This is a genomic window from Methanosarcina baltica, from assembly GCF_055394095.1.
In genome coordinates, this window is sequence record NZ_AP042463.1 from 116,276 (window position 1) to 134,108 (window position 17,833).

Consider the following 17,833-nt stretch of genomic DNA (forward strand, 5'->3'; position numbering starts at 1 on the left):
CCGAGAGATGAAAAGTAAATCAAATCTGAAATGGTCGGACCTTAAAAATGTTCTTAAGGATGTGGAACAGAAGGAACTAATCAACATCATCCGGGATCTTTACCAGAACTCTGAGGAAAACCGCAGGTATCTTCTTTCCATGTTTATGGAGAAAGAAAAAGTTGGCGGGATTCTGGAGGATTACAGGAAAATTATTAAAAATGAGTTTTTCCCGGCAGAGATCGATAAACCGATTAACTATGCTCTGGCGGAAAAGGCGGTCAGTGATTATTCCAAAGCTTCGGGGGATCTTGAGGGAACAATGGAGCTGATGCTTACTTATGTGGAAAACGGAGTGAGATATACCAATACTTACGGGGACATAAACACAAGGTTCTATAACAATATTTGTTCAATGTTCTATAAATTCCGTAATATTTTATTGAGTTCAGAGGGAGAAGGCTTTTATCCTCTTTTCAAAGAACGGCTTTTTGAGATCGGATTAAATACAAAAGGAATTGGCTGGGGTTTCGGGGATGAAGTTTACCTTATTCTTTTAGAATTTGAGAACTTTTTTGAAGAAGAAGAGCTTGATTCCTGATTCACGAAAATACAGGGGATAAATATGGAAGAAAAAAATACCGGAAAATGGGTCAAAGTTGAGGAAATTCTTCAGCAGGCCGACAAAAAAGAACTTATTGACCTGATCCGGGACATGTACGGGCGCTCTACCGAAGAACGCATGTTAATTAACGCCAGATTCTTGGGGGATAATCTGGAGAAAAAGAGGGCACAGATACAGGAGTACCGGGAAATCATTAAGGATAATTTCCAGCCGGATAGTGGGGAGATCCGCTACTTTGTGGCGGAAAGGACCATCAATGATTATACTAACAAATCAGGAGACCTTGCTGGGACGCTGGAATTGATGCTTACATATGTAGAAAGTGGGACACGCTTTGTAACCATTTTCGGGGTTTTGAGTGACGATTTCTTTGACAGTATCGAAGGGATACTGAGCAAGCTCTGTGAACTTCTAAAGACCGAAGAGGGACAAAAATATTATCCTGATTTCAGGGAACGGCTGTTTAAGGTTTTCCAGGATTCAGAGGGTACGGGCTGGGGGTTCGGAGAGATGATTTATGACCACGTCGAAGACATTGACTGTTTTTTCGGAGGAGATCTGAGTGATTTTTACTGAAAAAAAATTCAGGTAATTATTCAGGGGATAAATATGGCAGAAAAAAATACCGGAAAATGGGTTAAAGTTGAGGAAATCCTTCAGCAGGCCGATAAAAAAGAACTGGTCGAGCTTATCCGGGTTCTTTACGGGCGCTCGACCGGAGACCGTATGTTGATTAACGCCCGATGCCTGGGGGAAATGATGGAGAAAAAGAGGGCAAAGATGCTGAAAGGGTACCGGAAAACCATCACGGAAGAGTTTGCTCCGGATAGGGAAAAAATCCGCTTCTCTGTATTGGAAAGGGCTATCAATGATTATTCTAACGAGGCCGGAGACCTTGTGGGGACAATGGAGTTGATGCTTACATACGTGGAAAGTGGGGTACAATACGCAAGCATTTTTGGAGCTATGGATGACGAGTTCTCTGATTGTGTCGAATGGATGCTGGAAAGGTTCGGTGAGCTTCTGAAGACTGAAGAGGGACAGAAGTATTATAAGGATTTCAATGAACGCCTGTTTAAGATATCTCAGGATTCGGATGGTATAAGCTGGGGGTTTGGAGAAATGATTAGTGAACTCGTTGGGGAGATTGAGGAGTTTTTCGGAGAAGATACAAGCGATTCTGAATGAAGCTGGCCGGAACAAAATAAATATATAAATTCAGTTTTAATGATGATTACTGAATTCGATTATATAACCCTTATTTGATAGAAACATACATTTTTAAATGTATAAATGGACTTCATGCTTCTGTTTTTACCATACAATTATCATTTATTTTCTGTGGTTCATATCTTTTGAAATTATTGCGGATTCCAATGAACATTATGCCTATACAATGCGTTTTTTGTGATCAAATACTCTATTAATTAAAAGGATCTGTCAAACTTGGGATATAAAGTCCCGGCGTACTCACCGGCCATCAGGCCGGGTTTTTCGTGACTGAAATGGAAAAACGGATCCAGAAAAACAGACCGGCTTTTTTTTAAGTGAAATCTGGCAGATCAAAAAATACAGTATAATATGGTGTGTTTTCCTTCTTTCTGACCCGTGGAATTTAGGAATGAGTGAAATATAATCTCAATTATTTTTGATTAACGTCCCTTAACCACGGAAAAGCCCGGAAGGACACGGAAACCGGCCTTCGGCCGGTGAGTAAGTTGGCTATATATAAAAGAATTCAAAAACGCTCTAGGATTCTTGAAAGAGGACTAAAAATGCCAGAACAACCGTAATTGCCGTCTTCCGGACTTTCTTTTTCCGTGTCTTTCCGTGTCTTCCGTGGTTTGAATGCCCACACCAAACATCAAATTACACAAAAATACAATATGTATGTGTATGAAGCAATTCCCAAACTGAAATTATGAAGTTATTTCTCAGCCATTCCTTAGCGTGCGTTCTGTCTTCATTTTCATCTTGAAAAGCCCGGCCTCCTCCGTCGGCCGTTGAGAGCGCCGGGATCGAAAATCGATTCAAAAAAACACCCTGAATTTTTTTAGTCTGCTTGAGTGAGCAACGCGGGCAGTAGTATTTAAATAAGGGAGTAGTCAAAAGAAGATCACAGATTTGAATATATTTATCAGTATTTGACAGGCAGAAAAGGTCCTCTCCTGAGAAGGCCGCCGGAAAAAGGGTTGATGGGATGGAAAAAAATACTGGCGTAAAAAATATGGAAGAGAATTCCGAGGGAGAAGAAACTGAAAACGGCCCGGATTATAACGATTACAGCGAAAACGGCCTGGTCGAAGAGCCTGCAATTGAGGAATTCAAAAAGCTGGGCTACTCCTTTATGAACTGTTTTAATGAAAAATTCGGGCCTGAAGGAGAAGGAAAAGGAACACTCGGCCGGGAAACAAAATCCGAGGTGCTCCTGCTCCCAAAACTGAAAAAAGCCCTCCGGAAACTGAACCCCAACATCAGTGCTGAAGCCGAAAAGCTGGCTCTTGAGGAACTGGCCAGAGACAGGAGCAGGTTAAGCGCGGTAAAGGCCAACCAGGAAGTTTATTCTCTCCTTAAAAACGGGGTCAAGGTCAGGGTCAGAAACGAAGAGGGGGGACTTGAAGATCTGACCGTCCGGCTTATCGACTTTGACAGGCCCGAAAACAACGACTTCTTTTTAACTTCCCAGTTCTGGATTACAGGAGAGGTCTATCTGCGAAGAACTGACCTGCTGGGTTTTGTAAATGGCATACCTCTAATCTTTATTGAACTGAAAGCCCCGGGCAAACGGGTAAAAGAGGCCTATGACGACAACCTCACGGACTACAAGAATGCCATACCCCAGCTTTTCTGGTACAACGCCTTCATCCTGCTCTCAAACGGCCGGGAATCAAAAATAGGGACCCTTACCAGTGGATTTGAGTATTTCGGAGACTGGAAAAAGATAAGGGAAGAAAAAGAAGAGGGCAGTACCCTGCTGGACACGATGATTGAGGGGACCTGTGAAAAGGGGCGTTTCCTGGACCTCCTGGAAAATTTCACTCTTTTTTCAAGCAGCGAAGGGCGGCCTGTAAAAATCCTTGCAAAAAACCACCAGTACCTCGGGGTCAACAACGCCATAAAATCTTTTGAAAAACGAAAAGAAAGCAAAGGGAAAATCGGGGTCTTCTGGCACACCCAGGGCTCGGGCAAGAGTTATTCCATGATATTTTTCTCGCAAAAAATTTTGCGAAGATTTCCAGGAAACTACACCTTTGTGGTGGTGACCGACCGGGACGAACTGGATCAGCAGATCTACCAGAACTTCCAGAATGCAGGCGTTGTAAATGAAATCGAAGTGCAGGCAAAGGACGGAAAACACCTCAAACAACTGCTCCGGGAAGACCACAGGCTGGTCTTCACCCTCATCCAGAAGTTCAGGACCGATAAAGGCGCGAAATACCCGCTCCTCTCGAAAAGAGACGACATCATAGTAATAGCGGACGAGGCCCACCGGTCCCAGTACGACAGCTTTGCCCAGAACATGCACGACGCCCTTCCAAACGCCGGCTTCATAGGTTTTACCGGCACTCCGCTGCTGGTGGGGGAAGAAAAAACAAGGGAGACCTTCGGGGACTACGTGAGCATCTACAACTTCATGGACTCAATCGAAGACGGGGCGACAGTTCCTCTCTACTACGAAAACCGGGTCCCGGAGGTCCAGCTTAAAACGGAGAGCCTCAACGACGAGATCTATTCCGAAATCGAAAAAGCCGGGCTTGATGACGGAGAGGAAGCCAAACTTGCAAGGGAATTTGCAAGGGAATACCACATAATCACCAGGGAAGACCGGCTCGAAACCATTGCCAGGGACATCGTGGAGCACTATGTGAACAGGGGCTATTCTGGAAAGGCCCTGGTCGTTTCCATTGACAAGCTCACCACGGTAAAGATGTACGATAAAGTGCAAAAGTACTGGAAAGAGCACATCGAAGGCCTCAAAGAAAAACAAAAAGAATCAAGGGGAGAAGAAGCACTGGCCCTCAAAGCCCAGGTCTCCGAACTTGAAAATACGGACATGGCAGTTGTTGTAAGCCAGGGCCAGAATGAAGGGAAAATTTTCGAAAAACACAGCCTGGACATTCTGCCTCACAGAAAACGCATGATAAAAGAGAAACTGGAAGCCGCTTTCAAAGACTCGAAAAATAAGCTGCAAATCGTATTCATCTGCGGTAAATGGAGGGAAGGTTTCGACGTTCCCTGCCTTTCAACCATCTACCTTGACCGGCCCATGCGTGATCACAGCCTGATGCAGACAATAGCCCGCTCCAACCGGGTCTTCGGGGAAAAAACCGGCGGCTTCATAGTTGACTACATAGGCATCTTCAGAAACCTTGAAAAAGCCCTGGCAATCTACGCCACCCCCAGGTCAGGCCTAATCGAAATCCCGATCAAACCAAAAGACAAACTCGTAGAGGCTCTGGAAAAACAGGTACGGGAATTAAAACGCTTCCTGGCCGGGCTTTCGATAAATCCCGGAAAAATAATAAAAACGAAATCGGGTTTCAAAAAAATCGATCTCCTACAGCAGGCCACGGACTCGGTCCTGATAAATGAGGCCACAAAAAAGAGATTTTTAACCGAAGCCGGAGCCGCCATAAAAGTCTACAGAGCCATACGCCCTCACAAAAGGGCTTCGGAGTTTGCCCCCTACATTACCCTCTACGAAGAACTGATAAGGCAAATCCGCTCCCTTGACCCTGAAATAGACATCTCGAAAATAAAGGACCGTATACAGAAAGTTCTTGACAGCTCAATCGAGGCAAAGGCCTATACCATCCGGGAATCAAAGAAAAACAGGTTCATTGACCTGAGCGCAATTGACTTTGAGGCCCTGGCAGAAAAGTTTTCCGGAAATCACAAAAACACGGAAATCGAATGGCTGAAAAACCTGCTCTCTTTCAAATTGAAAGAGATGATAAGGCTCAACAGCAGCCGCCTTGATTACCAGGTCAAATTCGAAGCCCTGATTGAAGAGTACAACACCTCCTCCGCAAACACCGACCATTACTACGCCGAACTGATAAAGTTTGCAAAAACTTTAAAACAGGAAGAAGAAAGACCCTTAACCGAAAATTTAACTGAAGAGGAACTTGCCCTCTTTGACAAACTGAAGAAACCGGCCCTTACGGAAAAAGAGATAAATCAGGTAAAAATGGTTGCTAAAGAACTGCTCTCTACCCTGAAAACCGAAAAGCTGGTCCTGGATTGGAGAAAAAAACAGCAGGCAAAAGCCGCGGTCAGAAAAGAAATCGAAGCCGAGCTGGACCGGGGACTTCCAAAATCCTATGACAACGGAATTTATCATGAAAAGTGCGAAATTGCATTCCAGCACATTTACGATTCGTATATAGGAGATAGCCACAAAAATTCAGGCAGGGAGCCCGGTTGCTTTAGCGCCGGGAGGAATGCCGCACTTCTCTGTTGAATATTCATAACCATCTGTCCTCTGTAATACTTTGAAGTATTTTTTATTAATTGAGATCCTTTTCCCCTCTTTGTTTTTGATGTCGAAACTACCCGATTTTCTACAAGCAACGGAACCAAACCATGTCCCTTTGTACTTGCCTTTGGGTACAACCGCCTTGACTGTATCGCCAGTTTGAAAACCAAAAAAGGTTTTTTGCCTGGGAAGGTATGAACGAGGAAAGCCGTACTTATCGAGATTTGTTCTTTTATACTGTCCTCTTCCTTTTGCTTTGATATGCAGGACGTTGTTTGTTGCAAAATTGATTTTTTCCGGAGTGGATTTTCCTACACAAATAGCATCGAAATGATGATCTTTTGGCAGCTCTGCCCTGATTCGGTTCATTTTTGTCCTTGCACCCGTGCCGCATTCTACCGGAAGGCCTGTTTTAGTCAATGCCTCGAAAACTTTCCATCTGGTAGCTGTTACAATCGCAGCATCTTTAAGCGACTTTTTGGCCAGGTTCTGCACTTCAGGATGTCCAAACTCTTCTGCAGTTTGACTTCCTTTTTTCTGGTTGCATTCTCTACAAGCCAATGTTAAATTGGAGACTCTGTTTGAGCCTCCTCTGATTTTAGGAATAATATGCTCAATTTGCAAAGGAACATTTTCAGCTCCGCAGTACACACATTTTCTACCAAATTTTTCAAGCAGGTATTCCCGGACCTCATAACCTTGCAGCTCTCCCTGCTGATACTCAATTCCACTTATCTCAGGGTTTTGCATGAGTTGAGTATCAAACTTGCAGTTTTCATAGGAAATATGTGTCAGTGGGCATAGTTTCCTGAGCCTATCTGCCCAATTTCCTATGTTATCTACACGGCTTTGCAGGGATGGAGGCAGCCAGCCTTCCCGCCTTTTCCGGTTCAGAAACCTCGGTTTTCTGTATCTGGTTTTGCGGTTTCTTCGGGTTCTCCTCATTGCTCTTCTGCTATCCATATTCTTTTTTATGCTTGTTTTGTGGTGCAACTGTGCAACCCAGACAACATTTGAACCTTTCAGAATAGCAAGACCCGTGTGACGGCTTCCGTAATCTATTTTCAGTCTAAAAGCCGAATTGTCCTTAGACTCTTTCAGCTCTTTGAGTCGAATTGTAAAGGGATATTTTTTGTGAATAACCGCTTTTCCCGCTTTAAGCAGTTTTCTTGCAACTGCTTCATGGCAGGGACTTAACGGCTCTTTGTTTTTGTTAAGTATAAATATCATGCTGGATTTCTCCTCTCTGCGCTGGAAACAAATTTCCATAGCAGGTAACGCAATTTTTAAATTGTCTCCCCTCGCCAATGTTGGAAACGCTTGTCATGCGTAGCACACTGTCCCTACCTCTCAGGACTTTTAATACTACACGATAGAGCTGCAAACTGAGGAAGCATTCGCAGGTATCAGTCGGCTAAGTCGGAGGGATTACTCCCTCTTTCTCGCCTAAGAACTGTACGTGAGACTTTCACCTCATACAGCTCAAGCATCTCTTAACCCGTTAGGGCAGCAGTTATTTGGTTAATAACTGCTTTCGTAAGTCATGACTTGCAGCCTATTAACATGTGTTTTGTTTGTAAGCTTCTCGCGGATTGATTTCTCGATCAGCGTATTTGAATGACTTACATTCATAGGTCATACCTTCATTCTTACGTTTTGATACCACGGAGTAAGTCTGCATCCTTTTGGATTAGGGCAAATTTTGAACCCCTATACAGTTCATTACAAATTGTCATTCGCTTTCTACTCCTTTCCTTTACCCTCTATGTCATTTTCATCCTTTGCAGGATTCCTACCCCGAGGGGAACATATAGGGCTTACCAAGTTCTATAAAATGAATAATTGTGAATACCTTAGAAGCCATCTTTAAACCGAAAATCATATGTCCATTTCCCAATAAGTATGTCAAGCCTTATTGGTCTGATTTCATTACCATTTTGGTTCAAGCGTATCAATCTAATTTCGCTTGTTGTTGGTCACGATTCTTACAATGGTTCACATTACGTTCTTCTTAGAATTCTTATCCTAACAGATGGTTTAGATTAGATTTCTAAACTTCTCCATATTGTCATATGAGCTTCACACCTTGACGTTACCATCAACGCATGTCATAGTAGGATTATCCCAAATGGAAGGGATAGCGTTACCGCAATTCATATTATAGCTTTCTTGTCGCACTGACATTTCCAACGTAGTCAATTAAGACTTAGGCTGGTCAACTAGGGCTTATACAAGCCCCACTGCTTCAGCGTGGGGTAGTTGACAGCCTCTACGAAGCTGTAGCCTGAACTCGGGAAATTAACCAGAATTCCCGTTTCCCCGCCTGTTCACGTACTCAATGAGTTTGCTGCCCGTCAGCCTCTCACTCGAAGGCCCGATCCTTATATAAAATTCCTCTTCGTTTCGGCTAGGCTTTAAGAAAACCGCTTCATCACTTTTTCGGCAGGTTATTTCCAGAATCTTTTTTCCGTTGACCGGCACCAGGCGGTACTCGATGAGGGGGGCGTAGGCAAGCCCAATGTGCTGCTTGACGAGCTGCTTGAAATGAAGAAGGAAACGGTCCTCATTCGGGAACCCATCGGTTTTGATTCCCAGGACCTCCCCGTCATTGGAGACTCCCACCAGCAGGACACCCCCATCAGTGTTCAGGTAGGCTATAAGGGTCTTGAGGACGGCGTGTTCGATGTTCCGGTCGGATTTACCGTTCATGAGGTTCATGCGGAGCGTGGACTTAAACTCCAGCTTTTTGCTCTCCCCCCGGCGGATCAATTCCAGGATATAATCGGAATTGTTGACGAGCTGTACGGATTCCCGGATGAGTTCGATTTTCTCCTCGATATAGGCAATATCTTTGGGGTAGGTGGAAAGCCTGCGCTCAAAAAGGTTGAGCTGGGCGACCAGTTCCGCAATCAGTACCTTGAGTTTCAGTATATCATCCTGGGTCTTCCGGTCTGGTAGGTAGAGCCTACTTTGGGTAAGGGCCCCCGTATTGACCACCGGGGAGACCACAGCCACGGCAAAGTCACCTTCTCCGTTCCCGTCCCCATCCCCGCCCTCTCCGTTTTCTCCCGAAGCCGGCCATTCCTGTCTCTCGATAAAGCCTCTTTCCTCCCAGGCCTTGCGGATTTTCTGGCCCAGGGAACTATTTAAGAAATCCACAAGGTAGGCCGCACTTGCCTTTTCAGGGTCAAGGACAAGCTGCATATAGCTCAGAGGATAGCCCTCAGGGTAAGCTCCCTTTCCATCCTCAACTCCATCCCTGTCTTCCGAAAGGGAAGGGGGCAAAGCAAGGACAGTGGAATCATTTAAAAGAGGCAGATAAACGGCATTTTCCATTTCCTTGAACCCTGCTGCTCCATTCATGCCGGAGTACGGGTAATTGATGGAAAGTGTGAGGTCTGACAGGCTCATTGGCTTCAGACCATACTGGTTGCATACTGAATCAATTTCTTTTTCTACCATGGATAATCGTAGCTACTCTTTTGGGTTTTTAGTTAGGAATGGTGAAAATATAACTTCATGTTTTATTTTGGGAGTTGCTTCATACTCATACATGTTGTGTTTTGTGTGAGGGGGTATTTGGTGTGTGTGCATTCAAACCACGGAACACACGGAACACACGGAAAAAGAAGGCAGGAAGACGGCAATTACGGTTTTTCCAGCATTTTTCAGTCTGCTTGAGCTCGCAAAGCGAGCGAAACGGACACCGTGCTGTTGCACTTGCAGTGCAACTCCCAGGAAATCTTCGATTTCCTGTGATCCCGAAGCGGAATTTGGGGAATCCAGGGTATTTTTTGAATCCTATTGCATAAAGATCCAACTTACTCACCGGCCGCAGGCCGGTTTCCGTGTCCTTTCGTGTTTTCCGTGGTTGAAAGTCCTCTTGCTAGTGATTTTTGATCGAGAACTTCAAACGATAAAACTGAGTAAGTATAGTTCCATTTCCCTAAATAATCATTCTTGTCAACAAAAATACTTGATATTATATTTGACTCATTCCTTAATATTGGTTAGAAATATTATATAGTTTTATAGCCTTCTCCTAAGCTAGGCTCTGTGTCAGGATATTTTTTTGAATTGTTTGCAACCCGGATCTTCCAAAAAACAAAAACCTCCTACAGATTAAAAAATTCCTGCCAGATTCAAAGCTTCGGCCCAAGGTTCTCAAAAAATATTAAATATAAATATTGGAGATGTATGAATAATATATTAAAATGGTTCAAAGACCACCTCCGTCCTCAAACCAAAAAAGCATATATATTTCCCGACAATTCTGAAAGTATGGAACTCAAAGGAATTGCGCGGGATACCCTTCGCTTCATTCTCGAAGCCAGCAGGTCCATGGCCCCTCTGGAATTCGCAGGGCTTTTGCAGGAAAAAGATGGAGTCATCACTGAGGTTATGATCCTGCCCGGGACCGAGTCCAGCAACCGCAACGCGGTCCTCAGGCTTTACATGATGCCAAACGTCAAAGCCGCAGGCTCGGTCCACAGCCACCCCGGCCCCAACCGCCGGCCCTCAAAAGCAGACCTCCGGCTCTTTTCAAAAACAGGAAACTGCCATATCATCGTGGGTTCCCCCTACGGCGAGGAAAGCTGGACCTGCTACGACCGGGCGGGAAACGTAAGGGAACTGCCGGTCCTTGACATTGAATTTGAAGTCGAAGACGAATTCCCGTTTTAACTGGGTGTGGTGTGATTTGATTTGATACTGAAATCAAGGAGGGTCTAACAATTTCCGGAGCCATTTCTCAGCCAGGAGTTATAAGGGCACCCTGTCAGAAAAGTAGTACTTTTGCAGCTCTCGGGACCAGATATTGACGTCTAGTGTATATAATTCTGGAATCTGTTTTCCCGGGAGCTGTTATGGGGTTGTAAACAGGCTTTTCAGACAAGTGCGCCTTGTGAATAATGGTAAATGTAGTAAAGAGCCCCAAACACAAGTACTGCAAGAACTGCTTTAAAATCCATAGCTCTAAGCCTCCTTTTTATAGCTTTTTAAAAAAAAATGTTTTCGCAAATCATATTAATAAGGTGCAAAGTATTTAAAAATGCCGTTTTTGAAATGTCGCCAGACTGATGTCCTTTTTCCTTCAAAAACCCTTATATCCCCTTCCAAAACTGGCAGGCTTTATCCGGAAATTTTATAGGACTTCAGTGAAGTAGCTCTGAGTCTTATCTCAGGGGTCGTTTAGCCAGAGCTTCCCGGAACCATCATTCATTACTTTGGGAACGCGGAGGGTCACGAATACCCCGGCCTTCAGGTCAGTTTCCGTGTCTTGTCGAATAAGTCAAGGGGATTTCTCTCCCTTTCTCTTCTAAGAATCGGACTTGCACCTTTCAATGCATCTGGCTTCAGCATTCTATAACCCTAAGCCAATACAGTCTGATTTCATACCTTTTGGTTCAAGCGCAAGTCCACTTTCGCTTGTTCGGAATAACGACTCTTACAATGGTTCACATTACATTCTTCTTAGTATTTTTATCCTAACAGATAATTTAGATTAGACTTCCAAATTTCTCCATATTGTCCTATGAGCTTCACACCTGACGTTGCCATCAACGCATGTCATAGTAGGATTATCCCGAATGGAGGGGGCAGCAGTTCTGCAATTCATATTATAGCTTCTTGTCGCACTCCGTGCCATTCCGTGGTTAAAAAAAGGCAAAATGATTTGAAAACAGATTCTGACCGCCAAAGCCTGGTATTCAGCTAACATAATCCCAGCAAGCAGCCCCCTCTTATTTTTCAGAAATCACTTCATTTCCGGACCCGGCCGTATCCTCCAGAATCTGGCCGTCTTTTACATAAACGACTTTTTCGGCATATTCCGCAACCTCAGGGTCGTGGGTAATCATTATAATAGTCCGGCCCTGGCGGTTCAATTCGGAAAAAAGCTCCATAATCTCAAGGCTGGTCTTTGAGTCCAGGTTCCCGGTGGGCTCGTCTGCAAGGATAAGAGCCGGGTTATTCATAAGGGCTCTCGCGATTGCCACCCGCTGAGACTGCCCACCCGAAAGCTCGTTTGGTTTGTGTCGCATTCGGTCTTCGAGACCCACGGTTTTCAGAAGGTCTTTCGCGTGCTTATCAGGGTCAATTCCCGGTTTTGAATTGGCATAGGAGGGGAGTTTCACATTATCAAGCGCGCTCAGGCGGGGGATCAGGTTAAAGGTCTGGAACACAAACCCGATTTCAAGCCCCCTGAGTTTTGCAAGTTCCCTGTCCGAGAGGCTGTTTATATCCGTGCCCCTGAAAAGGACTTTTCCTTCCGTGGGCCTGTCCAGACAGCCTATCATATTCATGAGCGTACTCTTCCCGGACCCCGACGGGCCCATGACCGCAAGAAATTCTCCTGGCCTGACGTCCAGGTCGATTCCCCGCAGGACCGGGACTTCCTGGTCCCCAAGCCTGTACCTTTTATGCACATTGAGGACGCTGATAATTGAATTTACGGCCTCCTCCCCCGGTTCAATTTCCTTATTATTACTTTCTTGCCGGTCCTTCAATCTAAAATCCCCCTTGCTTGCAGTTTTTCAGCCAGTCAAAACCCGAGAGCTTCCGCGTTTTTCAAGTTTGTCCTCTCCGCAGCTTACCTGGTAGTCCTGAAAACTCCGTTGCTGTCGTGGACTATACAGGAAAGTATGCCGGCCTTTGCATTTTTTTTTGCGATTTCCGGCCCTTTTCCTCCTTTTTCAAAGTCCTCGAACTTCTCGTAAATGGCAAGCATATCTTCAAGTTCGGCCAGGTACCTGGAAAAGACGGCCTCCGCCATTTTTCGGCTTTCCTCCTCCGAAACCGGAAGTCCCAGGCCCTCACATTCGCAGGTCCGGAGTTTTGAGTCTTCCATGTAGAAGGGATAGGTACTGCAGAGCCTGGAGCGTACAGGGTAGATCTTACACCTGTTTGTGTCCTTTTCTATAAAGGCGCAGTCCCCATTGCTTTTGCGCCTGAGCATCCAGCCGAAGGTGTGGACGTTTCCTTCGGGATCTATCTCTTCATCCATAAGCTCCGAAAATATATTTTCAACTTCCCCACCTCTTTCTCCATCATTTTCTCCGTCCTTTTCTTTACCCTTTTCAAAAGCTTCCGGCGGGCAGTCCGGCAGAAGTGGGCCTGCAATTTCAGTTCTGGAAAGCCCTGTATATTCCCGGATTTTTTCTATTTCTTCAGGGAGGATTATTACCCGGTTGTCCCCGTATGCCCTTTTGCAGCACTTCCCGCAGAGCTGGCAGGCAAAACCGATTTCCCGGATTTCGGCTGCGATTTTTTCAGGGAAAAGGGCCCTGGCTTTTTCTATTTCTTTTTTCAGGTTTGTGATTAGCAGGAGCTGGTATTTCGATTTCTGGTTTATCCGGTTTTCCGGCTTCTGTTCTTGCTCAGGCTCCTGAACGGTGGGAGCCTTACCCATGCCAGTTTCCGGGCAGAAGTTCTGTTTTTTATCCGAATTGTGAGTGTTCATAACTGATTTCAGGACCCTTCAGCAGGATCCCCCCCTATTTTTCTGTATTTTGTTTAGGAATGGTCGAACTATAACTTCAAGTTTTCAGTTTGGGTATAGCCCTATATTTTGGTGTGTGAATTCAAACCACGGAATACACGGAACACACGGAAAAAGAACGACCGGAAGACGACAAGTACGGTTGCTCTGGTGTTTTTTAGTCCACTTGAGGGAGCGTAGCTCCCGAAAAGGACCCCGTGCTCCCGAAGCGGAACTCGGGGAAAACGACAAGTACGGTTGCTCTGGTGTTTTTTAGTCCGCTTGAGGGAACGTAGCTCCCGAAAAGGACCCCGTGCTCCCGAAGCGGAACTCGGGGAAGACGACAAGTACGGTTGTTCTGGCGTTTTTTAGTCCGCTTGAGTTCGCAAAGCGAGCGAAACGGACACCGTGCTCCCGAAGCGGAACTCGGGTGCCGAAGCGGAACTCGGGTGCCAAAGCGGAACTCGGGTGCCAAAGACCGGTTTCCGTGTCCTTCCATGTGTTCCGTGGTTAATGAATGGTAAACGAAAATACTTGATATTATATTTGACTCATTCCTAAGGAATGGTCGAACTATAACTTCAAGTTTTCAGTTCAGGGATTGCTATATATTGAGGCCAACCTCTAGGTCAACGAGTTTCCTGTTAAAGAACCACGGATGGACACGGATAAACACGCATTAAAACCATTTGAGTTCATCTGTCTTTATCTTCCACCTGCCAGTTCCGGCAAAGCCGGAACTGTCGAGGAAGGAGTCTTCTGCTGTTTGAGATAAAAAAGACCTAATATCCTTTTTTTCCTTAATCCAACTCTTCAAACTACCGATATATTGATAATATGGAGATTTTAATTTAAATAAGGGATTTTTCGTTTACAAACTCAAGATGTTTTTATCAAATATAGTGGGGCCTGTTCAGGTGAGTTTAAAGTAAGTTTCGGAAGGTGTGGGCACATTTATTCGGGAATAGAGAAGTGGGATCCTCGGACTAGAAAAAGTCAAGACGTGTAAAAAAATCCGAGGTAGGATCCTCGCCTAAAGGAAAACGAAATCGAGAATTTCAGGGGATTTCAATGGAATAGGGGGCCTTTTTGAATGGAAACGGAACCGAGAAAACCGAGGAATTGCAATGAGTGAAGAAAAGCGACAGCCAAACCGTCTTATTCGGGAAAAAAGCCCTTATCTCCTTCAGCACGCTTACAATCCTGTGGACTGGTATCCCTGGGGGGAAGAAGCCTTTGAAAAGGCCAGGAGAGAAAATAAGCCTGTCTTCCTTTCAATTGGGTATTCCACCTGCCACTGGTGTCATGTGATGGCCCACGAATCCTTTGAAGACCGGGGGATAGCCGGGTTCATAAATGAGGCCTTTGTCCCCGTGAAGGTAGACCGGGAAGAAAGGCCCGATATCGATAATACCTACATGACGGTCTGCCAGGTCCTGCTCGGGAGAGGCGGCTGGCCCCTGCACATCATCATGACTCCGGATAAAAAACCCTTTTTTGCGGGCACCTATATTCCAAAAAAGTCTCGCTTCGGCCAGACCGGAATGGAGGAACTGGTTCCCAGGATCAAAGAGGTCTGGGAAAACCAGCATGAAGAAGTGTTGGATTCAGCAGAGAAGATTACCTCAACCATCCGGAACATGGTCGTGGAAAGCTCCGGGGAATCTCTGGACGAATCTGTTTTTCAGGAAGCCTATGAAGAGCTTCTGGGTGACTTTGACGGGGAATACGGGGGATTTGAGAGAGCCCCCAAGTTTCCGGCTCCCCACAAACTTTCCTTCCTGCTCCGCTACTGGAAAAGAAGCGGGAATCCGGAAGCCCTTCATATGTTTGAGCATACGCTGGAACACATGCAGAGAGGCGGGATTTACGACCACCTGGGCTCAGGTTTCCACCGCTATTCCACGGACAACATGTGGATAGTGCCCCATTTTGAAAAGATGCTCTACGACCAGGCCCTGCTTGCGGTAGCCTACACGGAAGCCTACCAGGCCACGGAAAAGGCTTCCTTCCGCGAAACCGCGGAGGGGGTTTTCTCATACGTTCTCAGGGACATGACCTCTCATGAGGGAGGGTTTTTCTGCGGGGAGGACGCAGACGTGGACGGGGAAGAGGGCAGTTACTACCTCTGGACCCTGGAAGAAATCAGGAGCCTGCTGGATTCCGAAGATGCCGAACTTGTTGCTAAAATATTCAACCTGAAGGAAGAGGGAAATTTCGAGGAAGAAATCCGGGAAGGAAAAACCGGGGCCAATATTCTCCACATGCCCTCGCCCCCGGAGCAGCTTGCGGCCGAGCTGGGGATTTCTCCAGCGGAACTTGAGGCCAGAGCCCGGAGGGCAAAAACAAAACTTTTTGAGGCCAGACAGGAGAGAAAAAGGCCCTCAAAGGACGATAAAATCCTTACCGACTGGAACGGCCTGATGATAGCTGCCTTTGCGATAGGTTTCCGGGTCTTCGGAAATGAGGAATATCTTCAGGCTGCTAAAAAAGCCGCGGATTTTATCCTTTCTTCTCTTTACAGTCCGGAAAAACGCCTGCTACACCGATACAGGGACGAAGTATCCGGAATTCCGGCAAACGCCGACGACTATGCTTTTTATATCCACGGGCTCCTTGAACTCTATGAATCCGGGTTTGAGTTACGTTACCTGAAAGCCGCTCTTGCCCTTAACCAGGAACTCATTGAACATTTCTGGGAACCGACGTATGGAGGCCTTTTTTTCACAGCGGACGACAGCGAAACCCTGATTTTCAGAAGAAAGGAGCTTATGGACGCTGCGGTCCCTTCCGCAAATTCCCTGGAGCTGCTCAATCTCCTCCACCTTGCCCGGATTACCGGGGATTCCGAACTTGAGGACCTGGCCGGACGTATGGTTACCGCCTTTTCCAATCAGGCCCGGAGGATGCCTTCAAGTTACACCCAGTTCCTGACCGGTCTGGATTTCGCAATGGGACCGGCATACGAAGTGGTTATTGCAGGCAAACGCGGTGCTCTGGATACCAGGACCATGCTCGAAGAACTCTGGGCTTACTTTATCCCGAACAAGGTGCTTGTCCTGAGGCCGGAATTGGAGGAAAGCAAAGAATTGGAGGAAAGTGGAAAAATTGAGGAAAGTGAAGTTGAAAATGAAGTTGAAAGTGAAAAGAGAGGGGTCGGGATTACGGAACTGGCCGCCTATACAAAAGCCATGGTCCCCATTGAAGGAAAGGCCACGGCTTATGTCTGCCAGGGCCACGAGTGTCGGCTCCCAACCACGGAAATAGAGGAAATGTTAAAACTTCTGGACTTATAATCTGGAATCTGGAAATCCAAACTGGAAATCCAAACTGGAAACCTGAGCTGGACCGAACGTAAATCAATGTTATCAGTTTTTGTTAACAAATGGAGAGTGTGGATGATGGAAGAATTCACTATTGAAGAGCTTGCTGCATACAATGGGCAAAACGGGCAAAAGTTGTACGTGGCCTACAAAGGAAAAGTCTACGACTTCTCAGACAGTTATCTCTGGGAAGAGGGAAACCACCAGGGCCTTCATGACGGGGGCCAGGAACTTACTGAAAGCCTGGATATGGAAGCCCCGCACGGGTCAGAAGTCTTTGAAAACTTTCCTGTTGTCGGGACTCTAAAAGAATAAAGAGAAGGGTATATGGCACATATTTAAAAAATATTATATTTACTATGAAAGACGAAATCGCAGCCCGGCCTCCTCCCCTTCGCTCCGGGAAGAGAGAGAGCTTTTCTCCCCAAAAAAGGAAAAAGAGTTGGGGGGCGAAAGAGGAAAGAGAAAGCTTTTCAAGGGAGCTTAGAAGCCTTTTAGAGTCCCAGGCCCTTGCCGTCCTGGCAACGCAGGGGGACGTTTTTCCCTATGTTAACCTTGTTGCCTTTGCCCCGGACCCGGATTTGAAATTTCTTCTATTTTCGACAACAAGGTCAACCCGGAAGTTTGCCAACGTCTCGAAAAACCCTGCCGTTTCCGTCCTGGTCGATAACCGAAAAAACACGCTTGCGGACTTCCGAGACGCTATGGCGGCCACGGCTCTCGGACGGGTTGAGGAAATCCGGGAGCCGGAACGCCTGGAAATGGAAAGGATCTATCTTGAAAAGCACCCTCATATGGTGGATTTCCTGCGCTCGCCCACAAACGCCTTCCTGAAAATCAGAGTTGAAAAATACATTGTCGTGAGCAGGTTCCAGCATGTTGTGGAATTTTTTGTGTAATGAGGCGAGAAAGGGATGCTAAGAAAGGAAAGGATGTAAAGAAGGGATGCG

Annotated in this window: 12 protein-coding genes; 8 read left to right on the forward strand and 4 right to left on the reverse strand. The window is 46.0% G+C overall.

The genetic code is table 11. The features are described 5' to 3' along the window. Nucleotides 1–7: 7 nt before the first annotated feature. From ACZ5QV_RS00815 to ACZ5QV_RS00830, 4 genes are all read left to right on the forward strand, one after another. Nucleotides 8–580, forward strand: coding sequence for a DUF6155 family protein (locus ACZ5QV_RS00815; protein WP_464600792.1), 573 nt, complete (start codon nt 8–10; stop codon nt 578–580). A 24-nt stretch (nt 581–604) separates the two neighbouring features. Continuing rightward, nucleotides 605–1,180 (forward strand): hypothetical protein, encoded by a 576-nt coding sequence (locus ACZ5QV_RS00820; RefSeq protein WP_464600793.1) that lies wholly within the window; start codon nt 605–607, stop codon nt 1,178–1,180. A 33-nt stretch (nt 1,181–1,213) separates the two neighbouring features. Continuing rightward, a complete protein-coding gene (locus tag ACZ5QV_RS00825; RefSeq protein ID WP_464600794.1) occupies nt 1,214–1,792 on the forward strand; it encodes a hypothetical protein in 579 nt (192 codons plus the stop codon). A gap of 1,012 nt (nt 1,793–2,804) precedes the next feature. Beyond that, nucleotides 2,805–6,068 carry a type I restriction endonuclease subunit R gene (locus tag ACZ5QV_RS00830; protein WP_464600795.1) on the forward strand — a complete coding sequence of 1,088 codons (3,264 nt, stop codon included), beginning with the start codon at nt 2,805–2,807 and terminating at the stop codon, nt 6,066–6,068. Here the strand turns inward: ACZ5QV_RS00830 and iscB are convergent. Beyond that, nucleotides 6,012–7,313 carry an RNA-guided endonuclease IscB gene (gene iscB, locus ACZ5QV_RS00835; RefSeq protein ID WP_464600796.1) on the reverse strand — a complete coding sequence of 434 codons (1,302 nt, stop codon included), beginning with the start codon at nt 7,311–7,313 and terminating at the stop codon, nt 6,012–6,014. The genes ACZ5QV_RS00830 and iscB overlap by 57 nt on opposite strands. A 1,068-nt stretch (nt 7,314–8,381) precedes the next feature. Then, a complete protein-coding gene (locus ACZ5QV_RS00840) occupies nt 8,382–9,545 on the reverse strand; it encodes an AlbA family DNA-binding domain-containing protein (protein WP_464600797.1) in 1,164 nt (387 codons plus the stop codon). A gap of 819 nt (nt 9,546–10,364) precedes the next feature. Here ACZ5QV_RS00840 and ACZ5QV_RS00845 point away from each other — a divergent pair. Continuing rightward, on the forward strand, nt 10,365–10,766 hold the full coding sequence (locus ACZ5QV_RS00845; RefSeq protein WP_464602133.1) for a Mov34/MPN/PAD-1 family protein: 402 nt from the start codon (nt 10,365–10,367) through the stop codon (nt 10,764–10,766). Between the two features lie 1,058 nt (nt 10,767–11,824). On the opposite strand, the gene ACZ5QV_RS00850 is transcribed toward ACZ5QV_RS00845, so the two are convergent. Both ACZ5QV_RS00850 and ACZ5QV_RS00855 read right to left on the reverse strand, forming a co-directional pair. Beyond that, nucleotides 11,825–12,556, reverse strand: coding sequence for an ABC transporter ATP-binding protein (locus ACZ5QV_RS00850; RefSeq protein WP_464602134.1), 732 nt, complete (start codon nt 12,554–12,556; stop codon nt 11,825–11,827). Nucleotides 12,557–12,672: 116 nt separating this feature from the next. Beyond that, on the reverse strand, nt 12,673–13,542 hold the full coding sequence (locus ACZ5QV_RS00855) for a YkgJ family cysteine cluster protein (protein WP_464600798.1): 870 nt from the start codon (nt 13,540–13,542) through the stop codon (nt 12,673–12,675). Nucleotides 13,543–14,687: 1,145 nt separating this feature from the next. Here ACZ5QV_RS00855 and ACZ5QV_RS00860 point away from each other — a divergent pair. The 3 genes from ACZ5QV_RS00860 (at nt 14,688) to ACZ5QV_RS00870 (ending at nt 17,782) form a co-directional block, all read left to right on the forward strand. Beyond that, complete coding sequence (locus tag ACZ5QV_RS00860) at nt 14,688–16,856, forward strand: thioredoxin domain-containing protein (protein WP_464600799.1); 2,169 nt, start codon at nt 14,688–14,690, stop codon at nt 16,854–16,856. A 102-nt stretch (nt 16,857–16,958) separates the two neighbouring features. After that, nucleotides 16,959–17,198, forward strand: a complete 240-nt coding sequence (locus ACZ5QV_RS00865) for a cytochrome b5 domain-containing protein (RefSeq protein ID WP_464600800.1) — start codon at nt 16,959–16,961, stop codon at nt 17,196–17,198. A gap of 44 nt (nt 17,199–17,242) precedes the next feature. Next, the gene (locus ACZ5QV_RS00870) at nt 17,243–17,782 is read left to right on the forward strand and encodes a pyridoxamine 5'-phosphate oxidase family protein (protein WP_464600801.1); all 540 of its coding nucleotides are present in this window, start codon (nt 17,243–17,245) and stop codon (nt 17,780–17,782) included. Nucleotides 17,783–17,833 lie beyond the last annotated feature (51 nt).